The organism is Coleofasciculus sp. H7-2 (genome assembly GCF_042747725.1).
In the GTDB taxonomy this organism is placed as follows: domain Bacteria; phylum Cyanobacteriota; class Cyanobacteriia; order Cyanobacteriales; family FACHB-T130; genus FACHB-T130.
Window position 1 is genome coordinate 157,206 of the sequence record NZ_JBHZGO010000064.1, and the last position, 21,557, is coordinate 178,762.

Below are 21,557 nucleotides of genomic sequence, written 5' to 3' on the forward strand. Positions count from 1 at the left end.
CGCTTATTTTAGAGCATTGAAGTGTCAAGCAAAAGCGGAAAAGCCCAAATCTGGCGGGACATCTTGGATGCGTCCCGACCCTATCGCTTGCAGGGCTGCTTTGAGCGAAACATCACCTGTGTAGAGGGCGCGACCCACAATAACACCGCTGACTCCTAAAGGTTCGAGTGCTAATAAACTCAACAAGTCAGTAATCGAACTAACACCGCCAGAGGCAATAATGGGGATGGAAATAGCATTGGCGAGTTCTCTTAATGCCTCTAAATTAGGGCCAGAAAGCGTGCCATCTCGATGAATATCGGTGTAGATAATGGCAGCAGCCCCTAATTGTTGCATTTGCTGAGCCAAGTCGATTGCCGCAACTTCAGACGTTTCTAACCAGCCTCTCGTGGCAACTCGTCCATTCCGAGCGTCAATTCCTACGATAATTTGCCCTGGAAATTCTTGGCAAAGTTCTTCTACCAGTTGGGGTTGTTCTACGGCTACGGTTCCCAAGATTACCTGCTTCACACCCATGTTTAGCAGCTGAGAGACTGAGCTTTTGTCGCGCAAGCCACCCCCTACTTGTATTTCTCCGGGTACTGCCTGTAAAATCGCCTCAATTGCCTGTCGGTTGACCAGTTGACCCGTCTTAGCACCATCGAGGTCTACGATATGCAGTCGGGTTGCTCCTTGCTCTACCCACTGTTTAGCAATATTAGCGGGGTTGTCATCAAAAACTTGCGATCGCGCATAGTCTCCCTGATACAACCGCACGCACCGACCTTCTAGCAAATCAATCGCTGGAATTACATTCATTTTCAGCTATTCAAATAATCAAATGAGTAGGGTGGACAGCGCCCACCCTACTCAGTCCAGACTAACAGCTAACAGCTATCAGCTAGCAGCTAATTGTTGTGGCGGCAGCCCAAACAACTCTTCGAGATCATCGGACGTAAGAGTTTGGTTCCAGTGACGCAGCTGCACCATGAGTCGGGCAAATGTGAAAACTAATTCCACCGCGTACAAGGCATAGCCGATTTGCAAGACCTCGTTGCCTTTTGGGCGTTCGCCCTGGTGATGTTTGAGAAGACCCATTAAATTTTTAGTGGTACCCTGCAAGCGGGTTAGATAAGAATCTCCAAAAGCCCAACGACTAATCCCCCAGAATTTTGCTAAGTGGTTGATTTCGTCTTGCATGGGTTGCGCGATCGCTTGTTGCAATGCCCCTGTCGAATGTGCCATTAACCAGAGGTATACAGACGTTGCTCCCCACTCGGTTGTGATGCGGGCGATCGCGTGTTTATAAACATCTTCTCGCAGATTTCCACTCGATTCATACCCTTTTACTGAGTTCGGATAGGGTTGTAGTTTTTCCCCCGTTAATTGCTGATAGATTTTGCTAAAAGTGGGACGGTGTTGCCGTTCTTCTTTCTCCCATATTCCTACTTCTAGCACCGAGCCATCTACTGCAAATGTACCGCCCACAAATCGCGCCATTGGAAAGTGGGCTGCCTGCAAATAATCCCAGCTTTCCTTAGCATAAGCGCGAATCGGCGTTTCAATCTCTACCGCATTCGCAACTGTCGCGATAAATAATTCGGGAGCGACACCGATAATTTGACTACAAGTAATTGCTTGCCAATCAATCGTTTCCCAGAGGCGCTGATGAGGATTTTCAAATTGCCTTGGTAAGTCTGCCAGATTTTGTTGCAGAATCTCTAGCGATAGATAGCGCTCAATGAGATGATTAAGGCGCGATCGCGTTTGTAAATAATGCGGTTGGGGATATTGATAGCCAGCTAGATCGACCGACCGCTTTTTAATGCTAGAATTATTCATGGATTCAGTTCTTCCTTCTTGCTTTAATCTTGATTAATAAGTAGCTAGTCAACCCTCTATCAAATATCTCGCTAACAGCATTTTGATATTCAAAATTTTAGATTTTTGATAAAGATTGATGCTTTCGGTATAAATTTAGTATTGAGGAGCAATCCGGAATTTTTCTAAAATTTGTGACAGTTAGAAGATTGACCTATTCCTAAAGCCTTAAATTAGCGATCGCGCCAACGATTTTCAATTAATTCAATAGGCTATAGATGCCATTTTCCCTAAACTGCTGCTTTTTGGTGAAAACGGAGAACAGTTTGTGACAGTTTAAGCAGTGACCTTCTAGGGAAGATAAGACAATTAGCAATTAGTAGTGAGCGAAAAAGGGTGGGCACTGCCCACCCTGGGGACTTTATTCATCCTTATGAGGACGGTGCTAGTTCCTCCAAAATCGTAAATCTCACATGATTTAGAGATAAATCGCCAATGGAAACTTCCTGCTTATTGACTCTTTCACCGTGACTCATCAGGCTTTCAAATGTGATACCTTTGCCCATCTCAGCGTGATACCAAGCTAAACCCATGAAAAACCGCGATGGATAGGGACCTCTTTCGACCACATCATCCGGATTGGATTCCATCGGCAACCAGCCAAATCCAGGCAGGTAGAACTCCATCCAGACGTGATTAAAGTCGGGTTCTAGGGGCAAATTCATCAATTCAGGATGGGCAGGGCACTTGTAGCGACCTACCGTGCGACAGGCAATGCCATTCAGCCGCGCCAGGGCAAGTAAAACCCCCAGGTACTCACCGCAGGAACCAACACCCCTTTCTAAAGCGACATCTGGTGGGTCAATATAGGGCTTGATCCCGTAGGAAAGACGGTCATAGACATAGTTACGAATTTTGAAGATTTTCCGCAGCATATTGGTTTCGCTGCCAATCGCTTCTTTGGCGGCATTGAGGATGATATCGCTGTCCATTGCCAAATCATCATCATCCGTCAGATACTTGCTGCATAACTCAGGCGAGAGGTCGGGAAGTTTTTCGGCATCTCTGGGTGTCAGGCGATATTTGATACTCCAGACTTCCATCAGTGCCTTCCAGCCAAATATATAGCGATCGCCGGTTTTGAGGCTGTTAAATTTAAATACAGCCACCCGCTGTCCGTCTTGAATTTCTTCGGTGAAAGGCAATCCGACCGCTTCAATTTTTCTGATCTTCTGCCGATGAGTCTCCGATGGCAGGGCAATTCGCCACTCCACATTTTCTAAATCCACCTCGTCAAGAGGGGAAAGTTCCTCGACGTAGGAAATTTCCATTAGATAGCCATTCGAGAGAGCGTAGCGTTCAGCCTCGTTGTAGTAAAAATACAACGGGTGAATAAACGTGCGATCGCGATACTGTAATTCGTAGTTCGGGTCAGCATTCGGGTTATCCCGCAGGTAAGGCTCCTCACCCGCATAAGCCACGTAGAGAATCTCCTGCCCAGTTTGGGGATCTGTGTAAAAAGCCAACCCTGTCGGGCACTCAAAGGGCGTCAGCACGCTGAATTTAATCTCACCCGTAGCTCGGTCAAGGCAGTAAACTGTTTGCTCAATGCTATCGGAAACCCAGAGTTCCTCACCCTTAACTGTAATATTTTCTACCCCTACCCCAGGCGCATAAAACCGGGTAATTTCTCGACCCGTCTCACGACTAAAAACAAGAATATATCCCGCCTTTTGAGAAGTCACGTAAACGGTTGATTCCCAAACAGCAACCCCATTGGGTGGGTAGGGCAACTTTATAAAGGACTGGGGGGTCAAATCAGTGGTAGAGATGCCATTAATGGCGTTTGGACAAAAGAAAACACCATTTTCCTGGGTACACCAGAGAGTATCTTCCCAAAGAGCCAAGCCAGTCACGCCGAGAAAATCGGGCAGATGATTGGCATTGAGTATAGTAGTGTTGTCGCTTTTCGGATCGATTTGCAGCAGATACCCGTTAGTGGCGTCAATGGCGATGAGTGTATCTTTCACAGAAGCAATGCCGTGTAAGGCAGCAGCTGCAATCGGTCTAATTGTCCGATGCCAAGGATTTTCTTTGAGTGGTAGAGCCGCTGAATCAGGAATCATCTCAAATCTCAGTGAAGGTTATGTAGAAGTGGATACCTAGGGAGGCAGAGTGGTTTTAAAATTAGGATTTGGGATTATAGGATTTAGTCAATCTAGAATAGCGATCGCCACCCTAAAATTAATTTGACCCTAGTCTTAGCCCAAGTTACCAAAAATGCAACCAAGACAACTGCTTTATACGAACCTGAGTACGATCTTATTTGTCTGTGTCAGTCGGGAACTCTGACAACCGTCAGGGCATCTTTAAAGAATGACCCAACGAAGGACTGAGCCGACCCATTGCCTTTAGATGCCCCCCACAGGGGATTCTTGCAGAAGGGCAGACTTCATGACTCAATGTCCGAAAAGAAAAACAAATTTTCCGTACATGAGTTTGATATATAATTATGGACACGCGATCGGACGAGCTTGCTGCTCCAAAGCAATATCAATCTAGCGATTGGTTGTTAAAGAGAACCTTCAAAAGTGAGAGAGTGCAGAGCCATCCACCACTGTCTGGATGGGCAAAATCTTCAGGCACACCGCTTGAAAAGGTCTGGAAATTGAAAGAGACCGGATTAATGAGGTCTACACAAGAAACTACAGTGCTACAAAAATTAGGGGCAGATCGCAATATTCTCCTCAAGGGAGAAACCCCTGGGAAAAAAGTTCAAACCAATTTCAGTTTTTTAAGTAGACTCGTTGAAGTAAAAATCCCACAGCTTAAGCTCTGGGGAGTGTCAACAGAAAACAGTTCTAGCATGACTTGGATGAAACGCTACTCACAGATAACAACACTGGCTGTTTCCTTAACGCTCGGACTGGTTCTGAACGTACCTTCCCAGGCACAGGCACAGCCTTCCTCACTCAGCCGCAGCCTACTACCAAATAATTTAAACTTCAAGCCGCCAGAGCGAGGCAACCCCGATAACAGAGAACAAGGTGCAACCCGCAAACCCATCAGTTGCACTCAGACTCTTACTGCCTTAACACCCACTAAGAGTGTTGGGTTAACGGTTGCAGAGTATCCCACCTTCTCATGGTATATGCCTGCAACGTCAGCTCGATCGGCGCAATTTGTGCTGGAGGATGCCAGCGAGCGAGAAGTCTACAAAGCGAATTTTGCGATCGCGGGAAAACCTGGCATTTACAGCCTCGACCTTCCTGCCTCCGCCAATTTACCACCCCTGGCGCCAGACAAAGAATATCATTGGGAAGTCTCGGTGATTTGTGATGCTAAAGACCGGGAGAAAGATAGTGTCGTATGGGGTGCGATCAAGCGCATCGCACCAGCTCCAGCCTTTGCCAATAAAATCCAGCGAGCCAGTTTACGAGAGCGCGTTGGTCTCTATGCACAAGCTCGCCTTTGGCATGAGACACTAGCTACCCTGCTGGAGCTACGCCGCTTGAGTCCTAACGATTCTACTTTGGCATCTGACTGGAAAAAGCTGCTACTGTCAGTTGAACTGGACAAAGTTGCAAGCGAACCTCTAGTTCAGAGTGCAGCTAGTCGTACTTCCACTAGCTCGAACTAAGACAACCAGTCTTTGGGTTGTTATATCTGCTAAAAAATAGGAATATTTGACCCACTCGTTTAGAGTTTTCGACTCCAAGATGCGACTCGATGAAGCCAGAAAGCCGAGTTCGGATAGTGAAGAAAACGATGTACGGGTGGGTAGTCAGGCAATCTGGGGCGGGACAATCGAATCTTGTTGGTTGAACCGCCCCTATCCATTCAAAACTCACGCACTCTCTGGAGCAGTTCTGCTATGGACTGGATGAAGTCCCCTAGGTTAAAACGAGCCTTAGCCATCTCTATGGAAGTGGCACTGCTCACGAGTTTCTCAACTCTGATAGGGACACCGCCAACATTACTCGCCCAAGGAATGTCCGATGGGTGGTTAGCTGAATACAAACCACCCAGAACCCTTGGGGCACCAGGGCGCAGGGAAGGGGGCGGAACTCGCAGTCCTGCAAGCTGCCCAGTGGCAGACAAGCCGCTAACCGCGCTGATCCCCGCCAATAACATTGGGTTTACCGTCGCCGCATATCCGAGCTTCTCATTCTACGTACCTCCAGTGCCTGCCCAAGCGTCGCCACTGCCAATAGAGTTTGTACTGAAGGATGAAAACGATCAAGAGGTTTATATAACAACCTTTATGACCACAGGGAAGGGGGGTATTGTCAGCATCAGCCTTCCGACTTATGCTGGATTACCACCCTTGGAAGTGGGTAAGAATTATCAGTGGTTCTTGTCGATGGTTTGCGATTCCGAACAGCGATCGCTCGATGTTTTTGTACAAGGTTCGATTCAGCGTGTTGCACCAACCGCACAGCTGAATAATCAGTTGAAGGTGGCTACACCGAATAACCGCCCAGACGTTTATGCAGAGGCGGGGATGTGGTTTGATGCCTTAACTACTCTGGCAGAGTTGCGCCGCTCCAATCCGAACAATTCCGCCTATTCTGCTGAGTGGGAACAACTCTTGAAGGCAGTTGGACTGGACAGCATTGCCAAAGAGCCTTTGCTTCCAAGTACGACGACATCTGCTAGCCAAATGACACCCTTTCAGTCTTTGGGGGATAAATGAAGAAAATAAGTTGTAAATATGAAATGAACAGCCAGAGGACAGGATAAAGCTGAAGGCTGGATATCCAAACTCAACAAGTGTCCCGGCTTATACCAATTCACTTTATTGGCGCTACACTTCAATTCTCGAAGCCTCCCTTTTTTCTAGCGTTAGCGTTCGCTCTCTTCGCTATAGCGGCGCTCCCATCGCGGGGGTTGGGGGAGCTGATGTGTAGCTACACAAAAGTGACATTCAATTATACCATTTCACCTTAAAGTTGCCAAAAAAATTGCTGAAAGTGGCTACTGACAGGACTTGTGCCATCCAAAATCTGCAATCCAAAATCTAAAATGGTATAGAGGTACGCATCACTCTTTCACCCTCGCGCCATCATCACCCCGTACTCTCAGCAGGATATTCTGGATAACAGGGTGGGAGAGAAAATTACCAATTTCGTCCTGGTTTAGCCCAAACTGGGTGAAGTTGTGGAAAAATACGTCCCCTCGCTGGATAATGGTGCCGTCGATGATATTCGATACGGTTGTCTTTGGGGGTCAGGAGTCCAGCTTGAAATGAGAGTGGCGCGCCATCAGGTATAGAAGTCATTGATTGGGGGGAGCATCCCGATGACAGCAAATATACCCCCACAGGCTTTGTTTGTTTAGCCGCGAATGCGAGTCGTCGGGCATTTTTACTCGCCTCTCATAGGCACAATGTAGCTAGCCAAGAGCGAACGCTATTGACAGCTGATGGCATAATAAAGACATAATTTTCTGTCTTGAGATGGATACAATTTTGGAAAAAAACCTAAAATTATGCCGGTAATTTGTTTACAAAAGTAACATTCTCTCTCCAAGGAGCGATCGCTACATTTGCACAGAGAAAAAGAAAAAAGTTGAATTAAGTAAAGAAAATACGGATTGGATGCAAAAAAATTGTATTAATTGAAGTTTTTAGACAATTCAACCCGTGGAGAACACAGCTGCCATGCGTTCAAGGTTTCAATGGTTTTGGTGTGGAGTGTTAATTGAGGGTGCGATCGCTTGTGTCTCTGCCAGCGGTGCTAATGCCAAAACACTACCGGCAACGCCCGATCTGAATGGATTGAATTTTCATAGTGAAATGGAAACGTTGAAAGCGTTTTCCAGCGACGCCAGGGAAAAAAAAGAACCCGTTCAGCGTTCAATCGCCCCGTCAAGCGGCATACACCAAAAGCGCGTGGCAATGGTTCATCCTGTGCCAGAGGGGTCTGACAATCGGCTGCTGCAAGCGCAGAACTTACCGTCTCCACCGCAGAACCAACCACAGCTAAACCAACCGCTGCAACCCCAATCCGATCCTAACCGCGATCGCTTTCCGCAGCCTGCACCCATCCCACAACCCCTCCCGGAAGAGTCACCGTCGCCCGTCCTGACACCCCCAACTCCCACCCCCTCTCCTGCGCCGTCCTCAGACACTCTTGAGGTGAAAAAGATTCAAGTCACCGGCAGCACCATCTTTGGGGCTAAACAGTTGAACTCGATTACTCAAACTGTAGAGGGGCGTACTGTCACCCTAGAAGAACTTAGAAACGTTGCCGATGCGATTACCCAGTTGTACCTCAACCAAGGCTACATCACCTCAAGAGCCATCCTTGTAGACCAAGCCATTACGGATGGTGTCGTCCAGATTCGCGTCATCGAAGGCAGTTTAGAAGAAATTAGGGTAGAAGGAACGCGCCGGTTGAATCCAAATTACGTGCGATCGCGGGTGCGTTTGGGGGCTGGCAAACCGCTCAATACTGGCAAGCTAGAAGATCAATTAAGGCTATTGCGTGTCGATCCCCTATTTAAAAACATAGAAGCCAGCCTCCGTTCTGGGAGTGGGGTCGGTCAAAGTATTCTCGTCGTTCGCGTCACCGAAGCCAACCCTTTTTATGGCAGCTTCGGCATCGATAACTACTCGCCTCCCAGTGTTGGTTCAGAACGATTGGGCGTCAATCTGGGTTATCGCAACATCATCGGCATTGGAGATGAAATTGCTGGCTCCTATTACCATACGACCACAGGGGGCGCTGATGTTCTTGACTTAAGCTATCGGGTGCCACTCAACCCCATGAACGGCACCTTGCAACTGAGATATGCTCCCAATCGAAATCAAGTCACCCAAGCCCCTTTTGACATGTTCGACATTCGGGGAGAGTCGCAGCTTTATGAAATTAGTTATCGACAGCCTTTAATCCGCTCACCGCGTGAAGAATTTGCCCTTTCTTTAGGCTTTGCTCACCAGAATGGTCAGACTTTTACCTTTGCCGGACCAACCCCCTTTGGTTTTGGTCCTGACGAACAAGGTCGGAGCCGCACCAGCGTGATTAAATTTGGACAAGACTATTTGCGTCGTGATGTCAAGGGTGCTTGGGCATTGCGATCGCTCTTTAGTCTTGGCACTGGCTTGTTGGATGCCACCATCAATCCCGACCCTATACCCGATGGTCGTTTCTTGAGCTGGCTGGGTCAAGTGCAGCGAGTCCAAGTCTTGAATAACAATAATTTCTTAATTGTGCAGGGAGATATTCAGCTATCAACCAGTGGTCTGTTGCCCTCTCAACAGTTTGTAATTGGCGGCGGTCAATCGTTACGCGGCTACCGACAAAATGTGCGTGCCGGTGACAATGGAGTGCGACTTTCGATTGAAGATCGCATTACCGTTCAGCGAGATGAAGCCGGTGCCGCCACCTTGCAGTTTGCTCCTTTTTTGGATCTAGGTTGGGTGTGGAATGTGTCTGATAATCCCAACAACGCTACGTTACAGGATGAGAAATTTTTAGCAGGTGCTGGCTTAGGGCTAATCTGGCAACCACTGCCCAAGCTAAATATACGATTAGACTATGGCATTCCACTGGTTGATATTAAAGACCGTGGCGAAAATGCCCAGGATCGGGGCTTCTATTTCAGTGTTAACTATCAATTCTAGGAAAAATGAAAAATGAAAAATTGAAGCATTCCTAATTTTTCATTTTTCATTGATTACCACGGGTTTCCAATCATCGTAAAAGCTGCCCAATAATAAGGATGAGATAAATTTTGATTCTCTAGCTTTGCGAGTTCGGGCGTCAGGGTCACATCCCCATTGGGAGTAAGCAGTTTTCCTCCCTGTATTCGCACTTGCCCCTTCAGCATCGCTACCTGCGCTTGCCGCAGTGCCTCCACTCTCACGGGGGCTTTTTTCAATTCTTGGTAAAATTCCGTCATCAGTCCCAAGGTGCCTTGGTCGCTGACGTACCAAAGACTTGCCAGCGCTGACTTGACCCCTGCCTGCACCGCCAACCCAGCAAAACCCAACTCCGCCTGCTCATCACCCAGCGCAGTGCGACAGGCACTCAGCACCAACAAATCCACCGGCGGGTCATTCCAGTCAAGCTGTGGTAGTTGGTTCAAGGACAGCTTAGTGTCCCATAGCTGAATGTAGGAGTTACTCGGATTTCCTGGTTCAAATTCTGCATGGGTTGCCAGGTGAACAATTCTAAACGGTTGTAGGCGGCGCTGAGTCTTGAGATTTTTGAGAGTGAAGGCGTTGTTGAGGAAGGATTTACCAGGCCACAATTCAGGCGTGATGATCGATAATTCGGTTGGTACAGCGGGAAGCGGGTCTTGATCGGGAAATTCCGATGCTCCCATTGCCAAAACTTGAGAGTTTTTTAGGTTGCGCTGGAGGGTGTCCGTTAGGCTAAGGCTGGGGATCAAGCTGACGCTGTATTTCTCCACTAGAAATTGTTGACCATCATATAGGGCCGCAAATGGCACAGAACGCAGCCCACTGTCGGGCACGAATACGATATTTTGGATGCCTCTAGCTTGTAAATCGCCTTCTAGCGGAGCGATTAGCCACTGATACAGTTGCTGGGCTGAGGTCAAGTAGGTGGGAGTGCGTCTGATCCGAATGACTTCCTTACGAAATTGATCGGCGACTTTGAGAACTTGCGTTCGCGAAGCGTATGCGCCTTGCGCTCCTCGCGAAGCGTATGCGCCTTGCGTTCCTCGCATGGCTCCAGATAACCGCTTGCGGATGGGTGAACCCTCTGCCGTTACCAGCACCACTTCCAGCTCGTCGCTCTGAGTGCTGACGGCTGTAGAAGCTGGGGTTCCCTGCCCCTGCTGAGTGTTGAGTGAAAAGAGGGATTTTTCATTCCCCTGTACTCTCCTACTTTCCTGTCCCTCTGGTGCAATGGTTTTGGGAACAAAAGCAACATACATCAGCGCCGGTCTGACTCCCGTTTCTTTTTCAATTCTTGCGAGAGTCTGACGAGCATCGAGCAGGGAATTAACACGAGCGGGAAGATTATTGAGACCGAAATATTCGGCAAATTGACGGGTAAAAATTTCTTCGCGTTCAGTCACGACTGCGTCAATTTCAATTGCCGGGATATCCGGCGGGAGTTCTGTTGGCGGCTCCTCTTCCGGGTCATCGATTAAGATTGTTGGATCGATTGTTTGATTGGGATCGGCAGTAATTAATCGAATATTTCCCAGGGTGTCTGGCCCAGGAAAAGATTGGAAGGTCGAAATCGTGAATTGCCCATTGTTCAGCGCCCCGGCTGTCCCGTTCCTTGTCGCATTTCCTACTAAAAAAGGAACTAAACTGTCGCCGCCACCGTGCTGGATAACGATCGAACCCCCCCCAATTCCTCCGGATGTAGAGATGCTGGAGAATACACCATCTTGGTCTAGAAAAGTGCCCGAAGCTTGGAAAAATTGACCGGCGGCGATGTTAACGTTTCCCCCCACGCCATTTGTTCCCCCTTGGGCATTGATGGAGGTAATTTGAATATCCCCAAGCGGATCGAGGGTGACAGATCCCCCATTCCCGATTGCTGAACTAGAGTTTATCACTCCAGCGTTTATTTGGTTGAGAGCCAAAAGCGCGATCGCGCCCCCATTACCAGAGTTAGACGAGGAATTGATAGAACCCGCAATATTAATTGTCCCCGTCGTACTATTGGGTGACACAACATGGTTAATTTTGTCAAGTGCCGAAAGAGTAATTGCACCTCCATTTCCAAGATTTGATGAAGAATTTAAAAAACTTTTAATGTTAATTGAACCGGCTGTACTCCTCAGGAAAATATTGCCGCCATTGCCAGAATCGGAAGTTGTAAAAATCCCGTTTAAGGGCGAACTCAGGATATTAATATCCTTAAAAGCGGACATCGTTACAGAACCTCCATGCGCCGCCAAAAAAGTGGCGGAGGTATCGATTTTTCCGAGGACTGTAATGTTGTTAGCAGAAGCCAAATTTACAGAACTCCCCACTGAGGGCAAGGAAGTTTTAGAGGTGGCTTCCTGCACCACGACATCACCAGCGTCTACCCGGATGTCAGAACCAGCCAGTTTCACCTCCCCAGTGCCGCTAACCGTCACTTTTGTAGCATTGTTAGCACCTCCACCTGTTAGTAACTGGGGCAAAGAGAGAGGAGAAGAAACGGAGAGGGGGAGAGAAGGCGAGAGAGGTTGAATCTCTAAACTCAGCAGGTTTCCCGCCTGAGAAATGCGAACCATCTTCTCACCCGGTACAGATGCAACAGTGATACTCCCCCCTGGTGCCGAGAGATTACCGAGGGAGATAACTGTGCCACCGAGTAGACTGAGATCCTGCCCATCTTTAACCGCTAGCTGCGCCTCGTTGACAATCGCTCCGGGCGTTTGGGGGGTGGCGAAGGCAAAGGTATTAGGCGTCCCTAGGAGAGCCGCATAGCTATTAGAGCCGATGGCATTAAACCATCCAGAGTCAAATTTAATTCCAGTAGCCGTGGTAGCGGTGAAGCTTCCAGGTACGTTCAAACTGGCTCCTGCGCCAAAAATGATCCCAGCGGGGTTCATCAGGAAGAGGTTGGAATTACCTCCAGAGACTTGGAGAAGCCCGTTAATTACTGAAGGATCGCCCCCCGTAACGCGCCCCAGGATATTCTGAATGGATGGGCTAGAAATGAAGTTGGCAATCTCACCTTGGCTAAGACCAAATTGGGTAAAGCTGTGAAACAAATTGGTATTATCAGCGGATTTAGTGCCGCCTTGGATGTCGTATAGGGTTCCATTGGGCTTCACAATGGTGCCGGTGCCGTCAGTCGCCGGGACGATCGATTGTGCCTGCACGCTCAGAAAGCAAACGGACATTCCCAATGCTAGATGTGGAAGGGCAAAAAGCAAAAAGGCGATAGATTTTGACCTTTTCCTTTTGACTTTTTCCTTTTGTCGTGCTAACAACAAGTTAATTCTTTTGACAATTGATTTCATATGACCGATCCTGAAAGGAAATACGCTCTTCCTCAAGTCTTGAGATTTTTCAACGCTAGCTTCTAGGGCAACTTTTCCGCTATAGGTAGTGTTGAAATAGCGACAGGCTTTTGTTTATAGTGTTTGGGCGGTGTAAAGGGAGAAGTCCTAATCTGCGATGAATCGCTGTATCGTCCTGTCCGTCAAAATAAAGTAGGAAGGATATAAAAAGAATGGATGTCACCATCGCTCAATCAATGAACAGGAGTTCGATCGCCAATTCATCGCCTTTAGGAGATAAGCTAGTGAATTAGCCAGATCCAGCCTTGCCGCCCATCTGGAAAAAGCTCAAGTCGGGCGGTAACACTGACTAGAGCAATAGCTGATAAGGTTTTCCGGTTTCTTCCCAAGTGCCGGACTATGCACAAACTGCGTGAAGCTCTCGCGATCGCTTCCGGGTGCCAAAGAAAGTAAAAAAAGTAGAAACATTCTTTGTTTGGGAAGCGGTACACCCCGCCCCGCTTTCCCCCAACCCTCAACAGGGACGGGTGTCCAGCGGGAATTTTTATGACTGACGCTTTTGCCATTAGATGGCACCGCACCCTGATTGTTCCTGCCACGCTGCTGGCTCTTTGTCTGACCACTATATCAGCCAGAGCGCAAAATAAGGTGTACAGCCCAATTCCTGTACCGGCAAACAACGAAGTTTCCGACACGCTGACTGAAAAAGATATTCCGACTGGTGAGGGAGGTTTTGCTCGTGACTACGTGGTGAATTTGGATGCTGGAGATCAGGTAGCGGTTGACTTGATCTCTGATAGTTTTGACACGATTGTGACGCTGATGTCGTCGGATGGTTCTACTGTAGCGGAAAATGATGACGGTCCCGACGGCAGCACTAACTCGCTTTTGTTTTCCCGAATTACCGACTCAGGTGATTACATTATTCGGGTTCGGGCTTTTGGGGAAACGAGCGGCGGTTCTTTTAAGCTTAAGGTAACGCGCCTGAAACCGATTTGAGGGGAAAGGAAACCGAGTTGAGTTTTGAGTGTTGAGTTTAAACAATAACTCAACACTTATAATTGATCATTCTCAAATCCGCTCAACATTTAGGTCCGACTTTTCCCAGCAAGTCTTAAAATGCTTATCTAGCGGAAGTTTAGTCAAACTGTTAGAACTTCTTATAAGTTGGTAGCGGTAATTAGTCATCAGGGAGTAGGGGGCAGGATTATGGAGGGATGGGTACATCTGAATTTTAGATGCGTTTGCCCTGTTTTCCAGCCTAAGAGCGATCGCTAGTTATCTTGCCCCCAATCTCCTAAGTTTAGGAGATTGGCAGAAATCTAAGGTTTAGGGGAGAGAGCAAATTAACTTTGGTTCTATGAAATTAGATTTTAACAGGGTAGTCATCAATTCCGATATCGTTAATATTTCTATCTATGAATTGAGGAACTCCATGAAATCACCTCTTAGAATCGTCTCTTGTTTTTTTGCAGGAATAGGAACTTTTGCTTTAGTCTGGTTTGTTTGTCATACCGAAAGTTATTTTCTGCCTTATCCTTTAATTGATACAAAATTACCTTCGGGCTTTTCAGAAGAAAAATTTTCCAGTATCCAATTAGGAATGGACAAAGATGAAATTTTGAAAATCTTGCCTGCTCCCGAACATAGCATTGATCGTGATAATTGGAGTTATGGTGTAGATGGTGCAGCTTTTTGGGGTGATTTTGCTTGGATTTCGTTTCAAATGTGTTTTGATAAAGAAGGAAAAGTGATAGAGAAAAAACGCTACGTCTATCATGATTAACTGAATATATACCCCTTTTAAATAAAGACACAAACAGCTTTTCCCAACCATCCGATGGCTGGGGGTTAAGTGTGTTACGGCAATATTTCAGCGAGGCGTTGCTGAAGGAGTTGGGGAAATTGGGCGTAGTATTTTTGATTGAGTGGGGAAGGATGAGGGAGTGGCAGTAGCGTCACTGGACATTGATGTAGGTTGCTTTCTGCGTCCTTCGCCTGAAGCGTAACTTGAATGCTGGCAGAATAGCGATCGCTTCTTGTAAAAAACTGCTTCAACTCACCCTTAGCAGCATAAGGCGCAAACCAATTAAACGCTTCATTCCCCAGCGTAATAATGTTATCTCCTTGCCAATGCAACACCAATAATCGCTCTAAAAAGGGGCGAAATCGTTTTTTCACGCCTCAGCGTATGCTTTGTTACCCGGTGGTTTGTAAGGCATGGTATTAGTAAAACGCGATCGAGGACAACTTGTAAATCGGTATCCTTATTCGGTTCGGTGGCTGCGATCGCACGGTACAAACCCCGACGCACAAAGCCACCAGCAGCACCATAAAGTGGTTGACGTGCCTGCACTTCATCTTTTCCCAAATCCCGCGCAAAAAAGCACAGCTTACTCTCCAGATTGCCTGCATAGAGAATTGGCTGCGTAGGCTCCTAACTCGCTGCTAGATAAACTGGTTCATCGACGGGAAATGTCTCCCGTTCCGCTTCTTGCTGGATATCGGCAATTAACTGTTTAATGTCTGACATAAAAAGTCTTTTATTCCTGAAGACAGATGCAATAAATTTTGTCTCTGCATAATTACATCTATTTAATGATATGATGTTGCCAATTTAACAGAGTATCCTATACAACCTCTAGATTGAAGGGCAAATTAAAAGCTACAGTGTTTTAGCGGCTAATTACGAACTTGGAGTTTCCTATGGCGCTAGAAACTACTTTAGGCGAAGCTTCTATTAAGCAAAGTCTGGAACAATTTCTGCTGGTGTTGTCTGTTTCCTTGAGTGTGGCGACACTCTCGCGGATTTTCAGTTGGTTACGCCAAATTCCCTATACATTGCTGCTAGTAATCGTCGGGCTATTTCTAGCATTTGTAGATGTGCGACTGGTGAATTTGTCACCAGAATTAATTCTGGAGATTTTTTTGCCGCCTTTGTTGTTTGAAGCCGCTTGGAATATCCGCTGGAAAGATTTGAAGGATGATATATTTCCAGTTACTTTGTTTGCCATCGTTGGTGTCATCATTTCCGTTGTCGGAATTGCATTTCCCCTCAACTGGCTGACTGGACTTCCTCTTACAACTGCCCTCCTTGTCGGTGCTTGCTTATCTGCAACCGATCCCGTTTCCGTAGTAGCTTTGTTTCGGGAACTGGGTGCAGGCAAACGCTTAACAATGTTGATGGAGGGAGAGAGCTTATTTAATGATGGCGTGGCGGTGGTGGCGTTTACGTTGCTAGTGGGAATCCCGCTGGGAACCAATGAATTTGCACTAGACACTACAATTGCTCGTTTTTTGGTATTTGTTGGTATTGGGATTGGAATTGGCAGCTTAGTCGGTTTTGGAATTTCCTATCTTACTCAACGTTTTGACTTGCCATTAGTAGAACAATCACTCACTCTTGTTTCCGCTTACGGCACTTATTTGATAACAGAAGAGTTGGGTGGTTCTGGGGTAATTGGGGTTGTCACAGTTGGCGTGATTTTGGGTAACTTTGGCTCTCGCATTGGCATGAACCCGCGCACCCGGTTACTGGTATCTGAATTCTGGGAATTTTTAGCATTTTTTGTAAATTCCATCGTTTTTCTTTTGATTGGTGACCAAATCCACTACTCGCGTTTAGTGGATAATTTCGGTCTGATTGTGGTGACAATTGGGGAGGTATTGGTAACGCGAGCAGTTGCTATTTATGGACTCAGTGCCTTGAGCAATTGGTTAGTTAAATCACAAATAGGTTGGCGAGAGCAAACAATACTTTGGTGGGGTGGTTTAAGAGGTTCAGTTTCAATTGCCTTGGCGGTAAGCGTACCCATTATCTTGCCAGGAAGAGAGGAAATTATTGATATGGTGTTCGGAGTTGTGTTGTTTACTTTGTTAGTTCAAGGTTTGACAACTAAGTGGTTCTTGGAAAGATTAGGACTGCTTGGAGAGCAGCCGCTACGCCAGCAATATTCAGAGGCAATTGCCCGTCGCGTCGCCTTAAATCGAGTGTTGAATTATTTATTGGAAGCTGGCAAAGAATCAGAAATTGATCCGGAGTTTTATCGTTACGAGTTACAACTGGTAAAAGGACAACTCAAGGGTATTGAGGAAGAAATTGAGAAGCTGCAAAATCAATATCCTCAGTTGCGATCGCTTACTATGCAACAACTGCGAGAAAAACTCTTAGATATTGAAGCCGACACCTACGCCGAACTGATCCGTGCAGGACGTTTAGATAATCGACTCTCACCCGTATTGCAGGAAATTCTAACTGAATCCACAGAGGATGAAAGGCAATAACCTGGGGGTGCGATCGCGCCCTAAAACAAAACCCTTTTTTCCCTTCTTTCTTTGCGTCCTTTGTCCCTTTGCAGCTAATAGAGTGTAGGTTGGGTTGAGGTAACGAAACCCAACACTAATGAGCATTTGTTGGGTTTCGCTTAACTCAACCCAACCTACAATTATGGCTCTTCCGTAGTTGGTATGCTAAATTTATAGTCAAGAAGCGCCACAAGCTATACTAGCCATGAATTTAAGCCAATTTAGCGTTTATTAAATAGAAAATACAGTCCAAAATCGTTATACCTTGCTAGGTAAGCCTTTCAAGTTTTGGAATCAACTTTTTAGCATACCAAGTAATGAAGAGCCACAATTATTCTTAACTAAACTTGAATCAGCACCATAATTCTTGCTGCTTTTTATTCATACTCTTAAGATGACGCATGACAACTGCAAAAGGATTGATGCCGTGTAATATTAGCAAAGTCATCCAGCAAATTGCCTGAATTTTACTAAAAGCTGTAGGTCGAGTTAACCACTCGTGAATCGCAATTCTAGCTTCATCTAGAAATCCGTCATACTCTTGTAAAATCGGAAAATCATGAAACACTCGTGCTTTTATCCCGTGAATGCCACTTACCATGTATCTTCCCATCTGGATTCTTTTTAGTTGAGCAACCTCAAGATGGTATAAATCGTGATAATGAATCCGAACATTTCGGACTTTTACAGGTTCCTTTCTTACTTTAATCTAAATTAGGCTAATACAACCAAGTTTTTTCTTTAAGCTGACAATTAGAGGATTTGTTGTGCCTACTGCTAAACATAACCTAACCCACGCCAATATGATATCGAAATAAAGAAAATTTGTGTTTATTATCAAGAGCAAAATATTTTTGGTTAACTTGACTCCCGGCTATGGTTAGCTCGTAGTCTATAGCAGTAGGTGCTAGAAACGGCTCTTTCAATAACAAGAATAAATAATAAGGAACTTCTGTATTATCTGTCTGAAATTGCAGACACTCTTTTAATCGACGCTTTAAGTCACATTGATATCGATAAAAAGTGTTTGCTTCTAAGCGAGCGCGTCTTTTATAAATAACATAAGCGCGTAACACTATTTGCTTCAGGCGACGCTCAAAAAGCGGATCTTTGTTAGCAGTTGTCTTTTTCACCCATAACGCCATAGCCAAAGCATCTTTTTGCCGCTTCGAGAGTTGTTCCATAGCTTTTCCTGAAAAATATATTTTCTTTTCAGGTAAGATATTGTAGATGTATCTCCCTATGGCAAAGACGCACTAATTACGACTAAAGTTGCAGTTAACTGGGTGATTTTACCTCTTTTTTCTGTGTTCTCTGCGGTTTGTTTCTAAAAACGCGATCGCATCCTTCCCAAAAAGATGAGTCCGCCACAACTAAATTGACACCCATCTGTTCTCTCTTCCTCTGTCTTCTAAAGGCGCTAAGGGTCGAGCGGATTTTGCCAAAAACTGAAGCATTAGCAACTGCTCCTCATCTTCCTGGGTGCAAAAAATTGGTAGGAGAAGATAATTTTTGGAGGATTCGGCTAGGCGATTATAGGGTAATCTACACCATTAATGACGATTCCCAAACGACCGACATTCTCGCAGTCCAGCACCGCAGCAAAGCCGACAATTAAGAAAGCTTGATTTTAATTTCAAATTTTTAATAACTTCGCCTTTTCTTGCGGTGTAACTAGAGTATTTGCACACAAAATTTCCGAAGCAGCAACAGCGGGAACGCCTATTCCTGGCATCGTGGTATCCCCCCGATACAATCCATAAATCGGCGTTTGTGTGCCAGGAAATGTCTTACCCGCTGCAATTGCAGGGCCATATGTTCCTTGATAGCGGCGTAAGTAGTAAGCGTGAGTTAACGGTGTGCCGATAAGTTCTAATACAATGCGATCGCGTATATCCGGAATCACCGTTTCTAACGCACGAAATAGAGATTGCGATCGCTCTTTTTTCCTCTCCTCATACCCTTCATCTCGCCGCCATCCTTCATAAGGTTCCAACGTGTAGACATGGAACCACATGATGTCCCAAATTCATGTTATGGCAATCTCATTTGATTTATGAAAACTATCTTTTTTAAACGAACCGCCTTAGCGAAGCCATGCGCGTTAGCGCTTTAGACGCTGAGAAGGTAAAGGAAGAGAAAAGAGATTATTATTTCAATGAATTTGATTTATTTAGGGGTATTTATTGGATAATTATATTAATAGCTTGTGGAGCTGATCTTTATGGTACAGCACAACCCGGAAACCAGATTACCAACAAGTGCTGAACTTCCTTGTTCGGATGATACACCTGTGGATAACGAAGACCAGAATTTTCTCCCGAATTTTCTATTATTCTTGCTAGAGTTCATTTGGGCTAGTCGCCTTGACTGGTATTTTGGTGTCGATATGGGCATCTATCACACGACAGGTGTGAATCCGAGAGTACCAGTGGTACCAGATGGGTTTCTCAGTTTGGGTGTTGAACGGAGAAAAAACAATGGTTCGCGCTCCAGTTATGTTCTCTGGGAAGAAAATAATATCGCCCCCATTTTTGTTTTAGAAATTGTTTCTCACACTTATGGGGGAGAATACGATACAAAAATGGCAATTTATGCCAACTTAGGCGTGTTGTATTATGTAATCTATAATCCAAATTTCTGGCGGCGCGACCAGGAACAACCTTTTGAAGTTTACCGTTTAGTAAATGGAGAATATCATTTACAAATCGGAGAACCATTGTGGATGCCAGAAATTGGTTTAGGGATTGGGCGATTTGTGGCTCAAGTAGGAGGCATACAGCGCGAGGTATTGTACTGGTACGATGCACAAGGTGTGAGGTATCAGACAGGTGAGGAATTAGCTGAAATTGAGCGAAATCAGCGGGAGTTAGCGCAACAACAAGCAGCTGAAATGGCAGAGTTACTAGAGAGATATCGCGATCGCTTTGGTGACTTAACCTAAGAGTTAAGACTTTTTCCCTCCAGCTTCAGGTTCAAAATCATCCTCAATAATCATCGCCCCAGTAGAGTGCGCCCAAGACAGCAACTCTAATCGCCGAGGAAAAGACAGTATCGCCCCGGTGGGAAACCTTTCAAGATTACTCTGAATAATCAGAGAGGAACAGTTGCTCGTTACACAACGCAGCCGGAGTACCCCGGAAAATAAGATGGAAGAGGTCTATTTTAACTGTCTAAGCAATTGCAATGCTTTTTGAGAGTCAGCGGTTAGTCCTTGCTCGGAGAAAAGTCGCGCAGCTGCTTGTAAATCTTCAATTGCGCCTCTAGCATCGCCGGTTTCGTAGCGAATTAGCCCCCGGTTGCCATAAGCTTTGGCAAAGTTGGGAGAAATAGAGATCGCCTCGGTATAGTCGGCAATGGCTGCTTGAGGATTGCCGATTTGCTGACGGGCGATCGCTCGATTGTAGTAAGCTGCTGCATTGTTGGGATCGCGCTGGATGGCTTGGTCATAATCTGCGATCGCTTCTTTGATATTTCCCAGTCGCCGTCGGACAATCCCGCGATTGTAATAAGCTTCTACTAGATTGGGGTTGAGACTTAGCGCCTTCGTAAAATCAGCGATCGCTTCCTGGGCTTCTCCCAGTTGAGTGCGAACATTCCCTCGGTTCACGTAGGCGGTGGCATCGTTAGGCTGAAGCTGAATCGCTTTGCTGTAATCTTCAAAGGCTCCTTTAGTATTTCCTAGCGCACTGCGGGCGTTCCCCCGGTTGTAGTAAGCGATCGCCTTTTTCTGGTCGAGATTCAGCGCCTTGGTGTAGTCCTCAATCGCTTCCCGATACTTTTTTTGGTCGGCATAGACCACACCCCGGTTCAGGTAGGCATCGACATTCTGGGGATTTCGCTTCAGCAACTCCGTGTAATCTGCGATCGCTCCCTGGTTATCTCCTAGCTGCCGCCTTGCCAGCCCTCGGCTGTAGTAGGCTTTAGTCAGGTTGGCATCTTGGCGAATTGCAGCGGTGAAATCATTGAAAGCGCCGCTATAGTTTCCTTTCTTATACTTCTCCATCCCCCGGTTGAAAAATTCCTCTGCATTCGACTGAGCCACTAGAAGAGTGCTAACGAAATGCTGAGGAAAGAGTAAGGGCTGAGTCTGTGCATAGATAGCTGTCGTCCCTCCACTAAGTAAGGCGGCAGTTCCTATAATGGTGATGGCTTTATATCCGTAGTGCATCGCTTCATCACTAGAAATTACGGAATAAGTAACTGGGTGAAAATAAACATAACTCAAGAAGCTCGTTCATCGTTGATTGTTCATTGTAATTTTCAATTCTCCATGAACCATGAACAGTCCTATCCGTTAAGTTTAGTTGTACCAATCTACTTAGACGCTCATCAGCTAAAAACTCACAAACGTTGGATGAAAATCTTCCTAACTCTACTCCGGCGTGATCGAGCGCGAGATCGCCGTGGTGCGGCCGAAGACGCTGGGCTGGCCGCTGTCGATGATCGTGCTGGTGACGCTGGAGCGCGAGAATGCCAACACCGTGGGCGAGATGTTCGAGCTGTTC

15 protein-coding genes and 2 pseudogenes are annotated in these 21,557 nt (G+C 46.3%); 8 read left to right on the top strand and 9 right to left on the bottom strand.

The genetic code is table 11. The features are described from left to right. Nucleotides 1-24: 24 nt before the first annotated feature. The 3 genes from hisA to ACFW2W_RS13870 form a co-directional block, all read right to left on the bottom strand. Nucleotides 25-798 carry a 1-(5-phosphoribosyl)-5-[(5-phosphoribosylamino)methylideneamino]imidazole-4-carboxamide isomerase gene (gene hisA, locus ACFW2W_RS13860; RefSeq protein ID WP_378178852.1) on the bottom strand — a complete coding sequence of 258 codons (774 nt, stop codon included), beginning with the start codon at nt 796-798 and terminating at the stop codon, nt 25-27. Between the two features lie 78 nt (nt 799-876). Then, on the bottom strand, nt 877-1,821 hold the full coding sequence (locus ACFW2W_RS13865) for a hypothetical protein (RefSeq protein ID WP_378178855.1): 945 nt from the start codon (nt 1,819-1,821) through the stop codon (nt 877-879). 410 nt (nt 1,822-2,231) lie between these two features. Continuing rightward, complete coding sequence (locus ACFW2W_RS13870) at nt 2,232-3,926, bottom strand: transglutaminase domain-containing protein (protein ID WP_378178858.1); 1,695 nt, start codon at nt 3,924-3,926, stop codon at nt 2,232-2,234. Nucleotides 3,927-4,486: 560 nt separating this feature from the next. Between ACFW2W_RS13870 and ACFW2W_RS13875 the strand changes: the two genes are divergently transcribed. From ACFW2W_RS13875 to ACFW2W_RS13885, 3 genes are all read left to right on the top strand, one after another. Further along, nucleotides 4,487-5,440, top strand: coding sequence for a DUF928 domain-containing protein (locus tag ACFW2W_RS13875; RefSeq protein WP_378178861.1), 954 nt, complete (start codon nt 4,487-4,489; stop codon nt 5,438-5,440). A 234-nt stretch (nt 5,441-5,674) separates the two neighbouring features. Next, nucleotides 5,675-6,496 carry a DUF928 domain-containing protein gene (locus ACFW2W_RS13880; RefSeq protein ID WP_378178864.1) on the top strand — a complete coding sequence of 274 codons (822 nt, stop codon included), beginning with the start codon at nt 5,675-5,677 and terminating at the stop codon, nt 6,494-6,496. Between the two features lie 966 nt (nt 6,497-7,462). Continuing rightward, entirely contained in the window at nt 7,463-9,427 is a 1,965-nt protein-coding gene (locus ACFW2W_RS13885; RefSeq protein ID WP_378178867.1) for a ShlB/FhaC/HecB family hemolysin secretion/activation protein, read from the top strand. Between the two features lie 53 nt (nt 9,428-9,480). On the opposite strand, the gene ACFW2W_RS13890 is transcribed toward ACFW2W_RS13885, so the two are convergent. Next, nucleotides 9,481-12,624, bottom strand: a complete 3,144-nt coding sequence (locus tag ACFW2W_RS13890) for a CHAT domain-containing protein (protein ID WP_378178870.1) — start codon at nt 12,622-12,624, stop codon at nt 9,481-9,483. A gap of 666 nt (nt 12,625-13,290) precedes the next feature. On the opposite strand from ACFW2W_RS13890, the gene ACFW2W_RS13895 reads away from it, so the two are divergent. Further along, the gene (locus ACFW2W_RS13895; protein ID WP_378178873.1) at nt 13,291-13,743 is read left to right on the top strand and encodes a PPC domain-containing protein; all 453 of its coding nucleotides are present in this window, start codon (nt 13,291-13,293) and stop codon (nt 13,741-13,743) included. A 436-nt stretch (nt 13,744-14,179) separates the two neighbouring features. Next, complete coding sequence (locus tag ACFW2W_RS13900; RefSeq protein ID WP_378178876.1) at nt 14,180-14,530, top strand: hypothetical protein; 351 nt, start codon at nt 14,180-14,182, stop codon at nt 14,528-14,530. Nucleotides 14,531-14,604: 74 nt separating this feature from the next. Here ACFW2W_RS13900 and ACFW2W_RS13905 read toward each other — a convergent pair. Then, nucleotides 14,605-15,277, bottom strand: a pseudogene (locus ACFW2W_RS13905) (uracil-DNA glycosylase family protein). Nucleotides 15,278-15,450: 173 nt separating this feature from the next. Here ACFW2W_RS13905 and ACFW2W_RS13910 point away from each other — a divergent pair. After that, nucleotides 15,451-17,028: a Na+/H+ antiporter gene (locus ACFW2W_RS13910; RefSeq protein ID WP_378178879.1), complete on the top strand. Its 1,578-nt coding sequence runs from the start codon at nt 15,451-15,453 to the stop codon at nt 17,026-17,028. 373 nt (nt 17,029-17,401) lie between these two features. On the opposite strand, the gene ACFW2W_RS13915 is transcribed toward ACFW2W_RS13910, so the two are convergent. Next, entirely contained in the window at nt 17,402-17,662 is a 261-nt protein-coding gene (locus ACFW2W_RS13915) for a hypothetical protein (protein WP_378178882.1), read from the bottom strand. A gap of 175 nt (nt 17,663-17,837) precedes the next feature. After that, nucleotides 17,838-18,233 (bottom strand): hypothetical protein, encoded by a 396-nt coding sequence (locus ACFW2W_RS13920; protein WP_378178884.1) that lies wholly within the window; start codon nt 18,231-18,233, stop codon nt 17,838-17,840. Nucleotides 18,234-18,370: 137 nt separating this feature from the next. Between ACFW2W_RS13920 and ACFW2W_RS13925 the strand changes: the two genes are divergently transcribed. Further along, nucleotides 18,371-18,667, top strand: coding sequence for a type II toxin-antitoxin system RelE/ParE family toxin (locus tag ACFW2W_RS13925; RefSeq protein WP_378178887.1), 297 nt, complete (start codon nt 18,371-18,373; stop codon nt 18,665-18,667). 18 nt (nt 18,668-18,685) lie between these two features. On the opposite strand, the pseudogene ACFW2W_RS13930 reads toward ACFW2W_RS13925, so the two are convergent. Next, nucleotides 18,686-19,073 (bottom strand): annotated as a pseudogene (locus ACFW2W_RS13930) (all-trans-retinol 13,14-reductase); the annotation flags it as partial. A gap of 200 nt (nt 19,074-19,273) precedes the next feature. Between ACFW2W_RS13930 and ACFW2W_RS13935 the strand changes: the two are divergent. After that, a complete protein-coding gene (locus ACFW2W_RS13935; RefSeq protein WP_378178890.1) occupies nt 19,274-19,993 on the top strand; it encodes a Uma2 family endonuclease in 720 nt (239 codons plus the stop codon). A 216-nt stretch (nt 19,994-20,209) separates the two neighbouring features. Here ACFW2W_RS13935 and ACFW2W_RS13940 read toward each other — a convergent pair whose 3' ends face one another. Continuing rightward, on the bottom strand, nt 20,210-21,277 hold the full coding sequence (locus ACFW2W_RS13940; protein ID WP_378178893.1) for a tetratricopeptide repeat protein: 1,068 nt from the start codon (nt 21,275-21,277) through the stop codon (nt 20,210-20,212). Nucleotides 21,278-21,557: the final 280 nt, after the last annotated feature.

Bases quoted from the DNA above. Each gene is read 5' to 3' on its own strand.
- ACFW2W_RS13920 (WP_378178884.1), bottom strand. From the start codon at position 18,233: ATGGAACAACTCTCGAAGCGGCAAAAAGATGCTTTGGCTATGGCGTTA.
- ACFW2W_RS13935 (WP_378178890.1), top strand. From the start codon at position 19,274: ATGGTACAGCACAACCCGGAAACCAGATTACCAACAAGTGCTGAACTT.
- ACFW2W_RS13915 (WP_378178882.1), bottom strand. From the start codon at position 17,662: ATGGGAAGATACATGGTAAGTGGCATTCACGGGATAAAAGCACGAGTG.
- ACFW2W_RS13910 (WP_378178879.1), top strand. From the start codon at position 15,451: ATGGCGCTAGAAACTACTTTAGGCGAAGCTTCTATTAAGCAAAGTCTG.
- ACFW2W_RS13875 (WP_378178861.1), top strand. From the start codon at position 4,487: ATGAGGTCTACACAAGAAACTACAGTGCTACAAAAATTAGGGGCAGAT.
- ACFW2W_RS13885 (WP_378178867.1), top strand. From the start codon at position 7,463: ATGCGTTCAAGGTTTCAATGGTTTTGGTGTGGAGTGTTAATTGAGGGT.
- ACFW2W_RS13865 (WP_378178855.1), bottom strand. From the start codon at position 1,821: ATGAATAATTCTAGCATTAAAAAGCGGTCGGTCGATCTAGCTGGCTAT.
- ACFW2W_RS13890 (WP_378178870.1), bottom strand. From the start codon at position 12,624: ATGTCCGTTTGCTTTCTGAGCGTGCAGGCACAATCGATCGTCCCGGCG.
- ACFW2W_RS13900 (WP_378178876.1), top strand. From the start codon at position 14,180: ATGAAATCACCTCTTAGAATCGTCTCTTGTTTTTTTGCAGGAATAGGA.
- ACFW2W_RS13880 (WP_378178864.1), top strand. From the start codon at position 5,675: ATGGACTGGATGAAGTCCCCTAGGTTAAAACGAGCCTTAGCCATCTCT.
- ACFW2W_RS13895 (WP_378178873.1), top strand. From the start codon at position 13,291: ATGACTGACGCTTTTGCCATTAGATGGCACCGCACCCTGATTGTTCCT.
- hisA (WP_378178852.1), bottom strand. From the start codon at position 798: ATGAATGTAATTCCAGCGATTGATTTGCTAGAAGGTCGGTGCGTGCGG.
- ACFW2W_RS13870 (WP_378178858.1), bottom strand. From the start codon at position 3,926: ATGATTCCTGATTCAGCGGCTCTACCACTCAAAGAAAATCCTTGGCAT.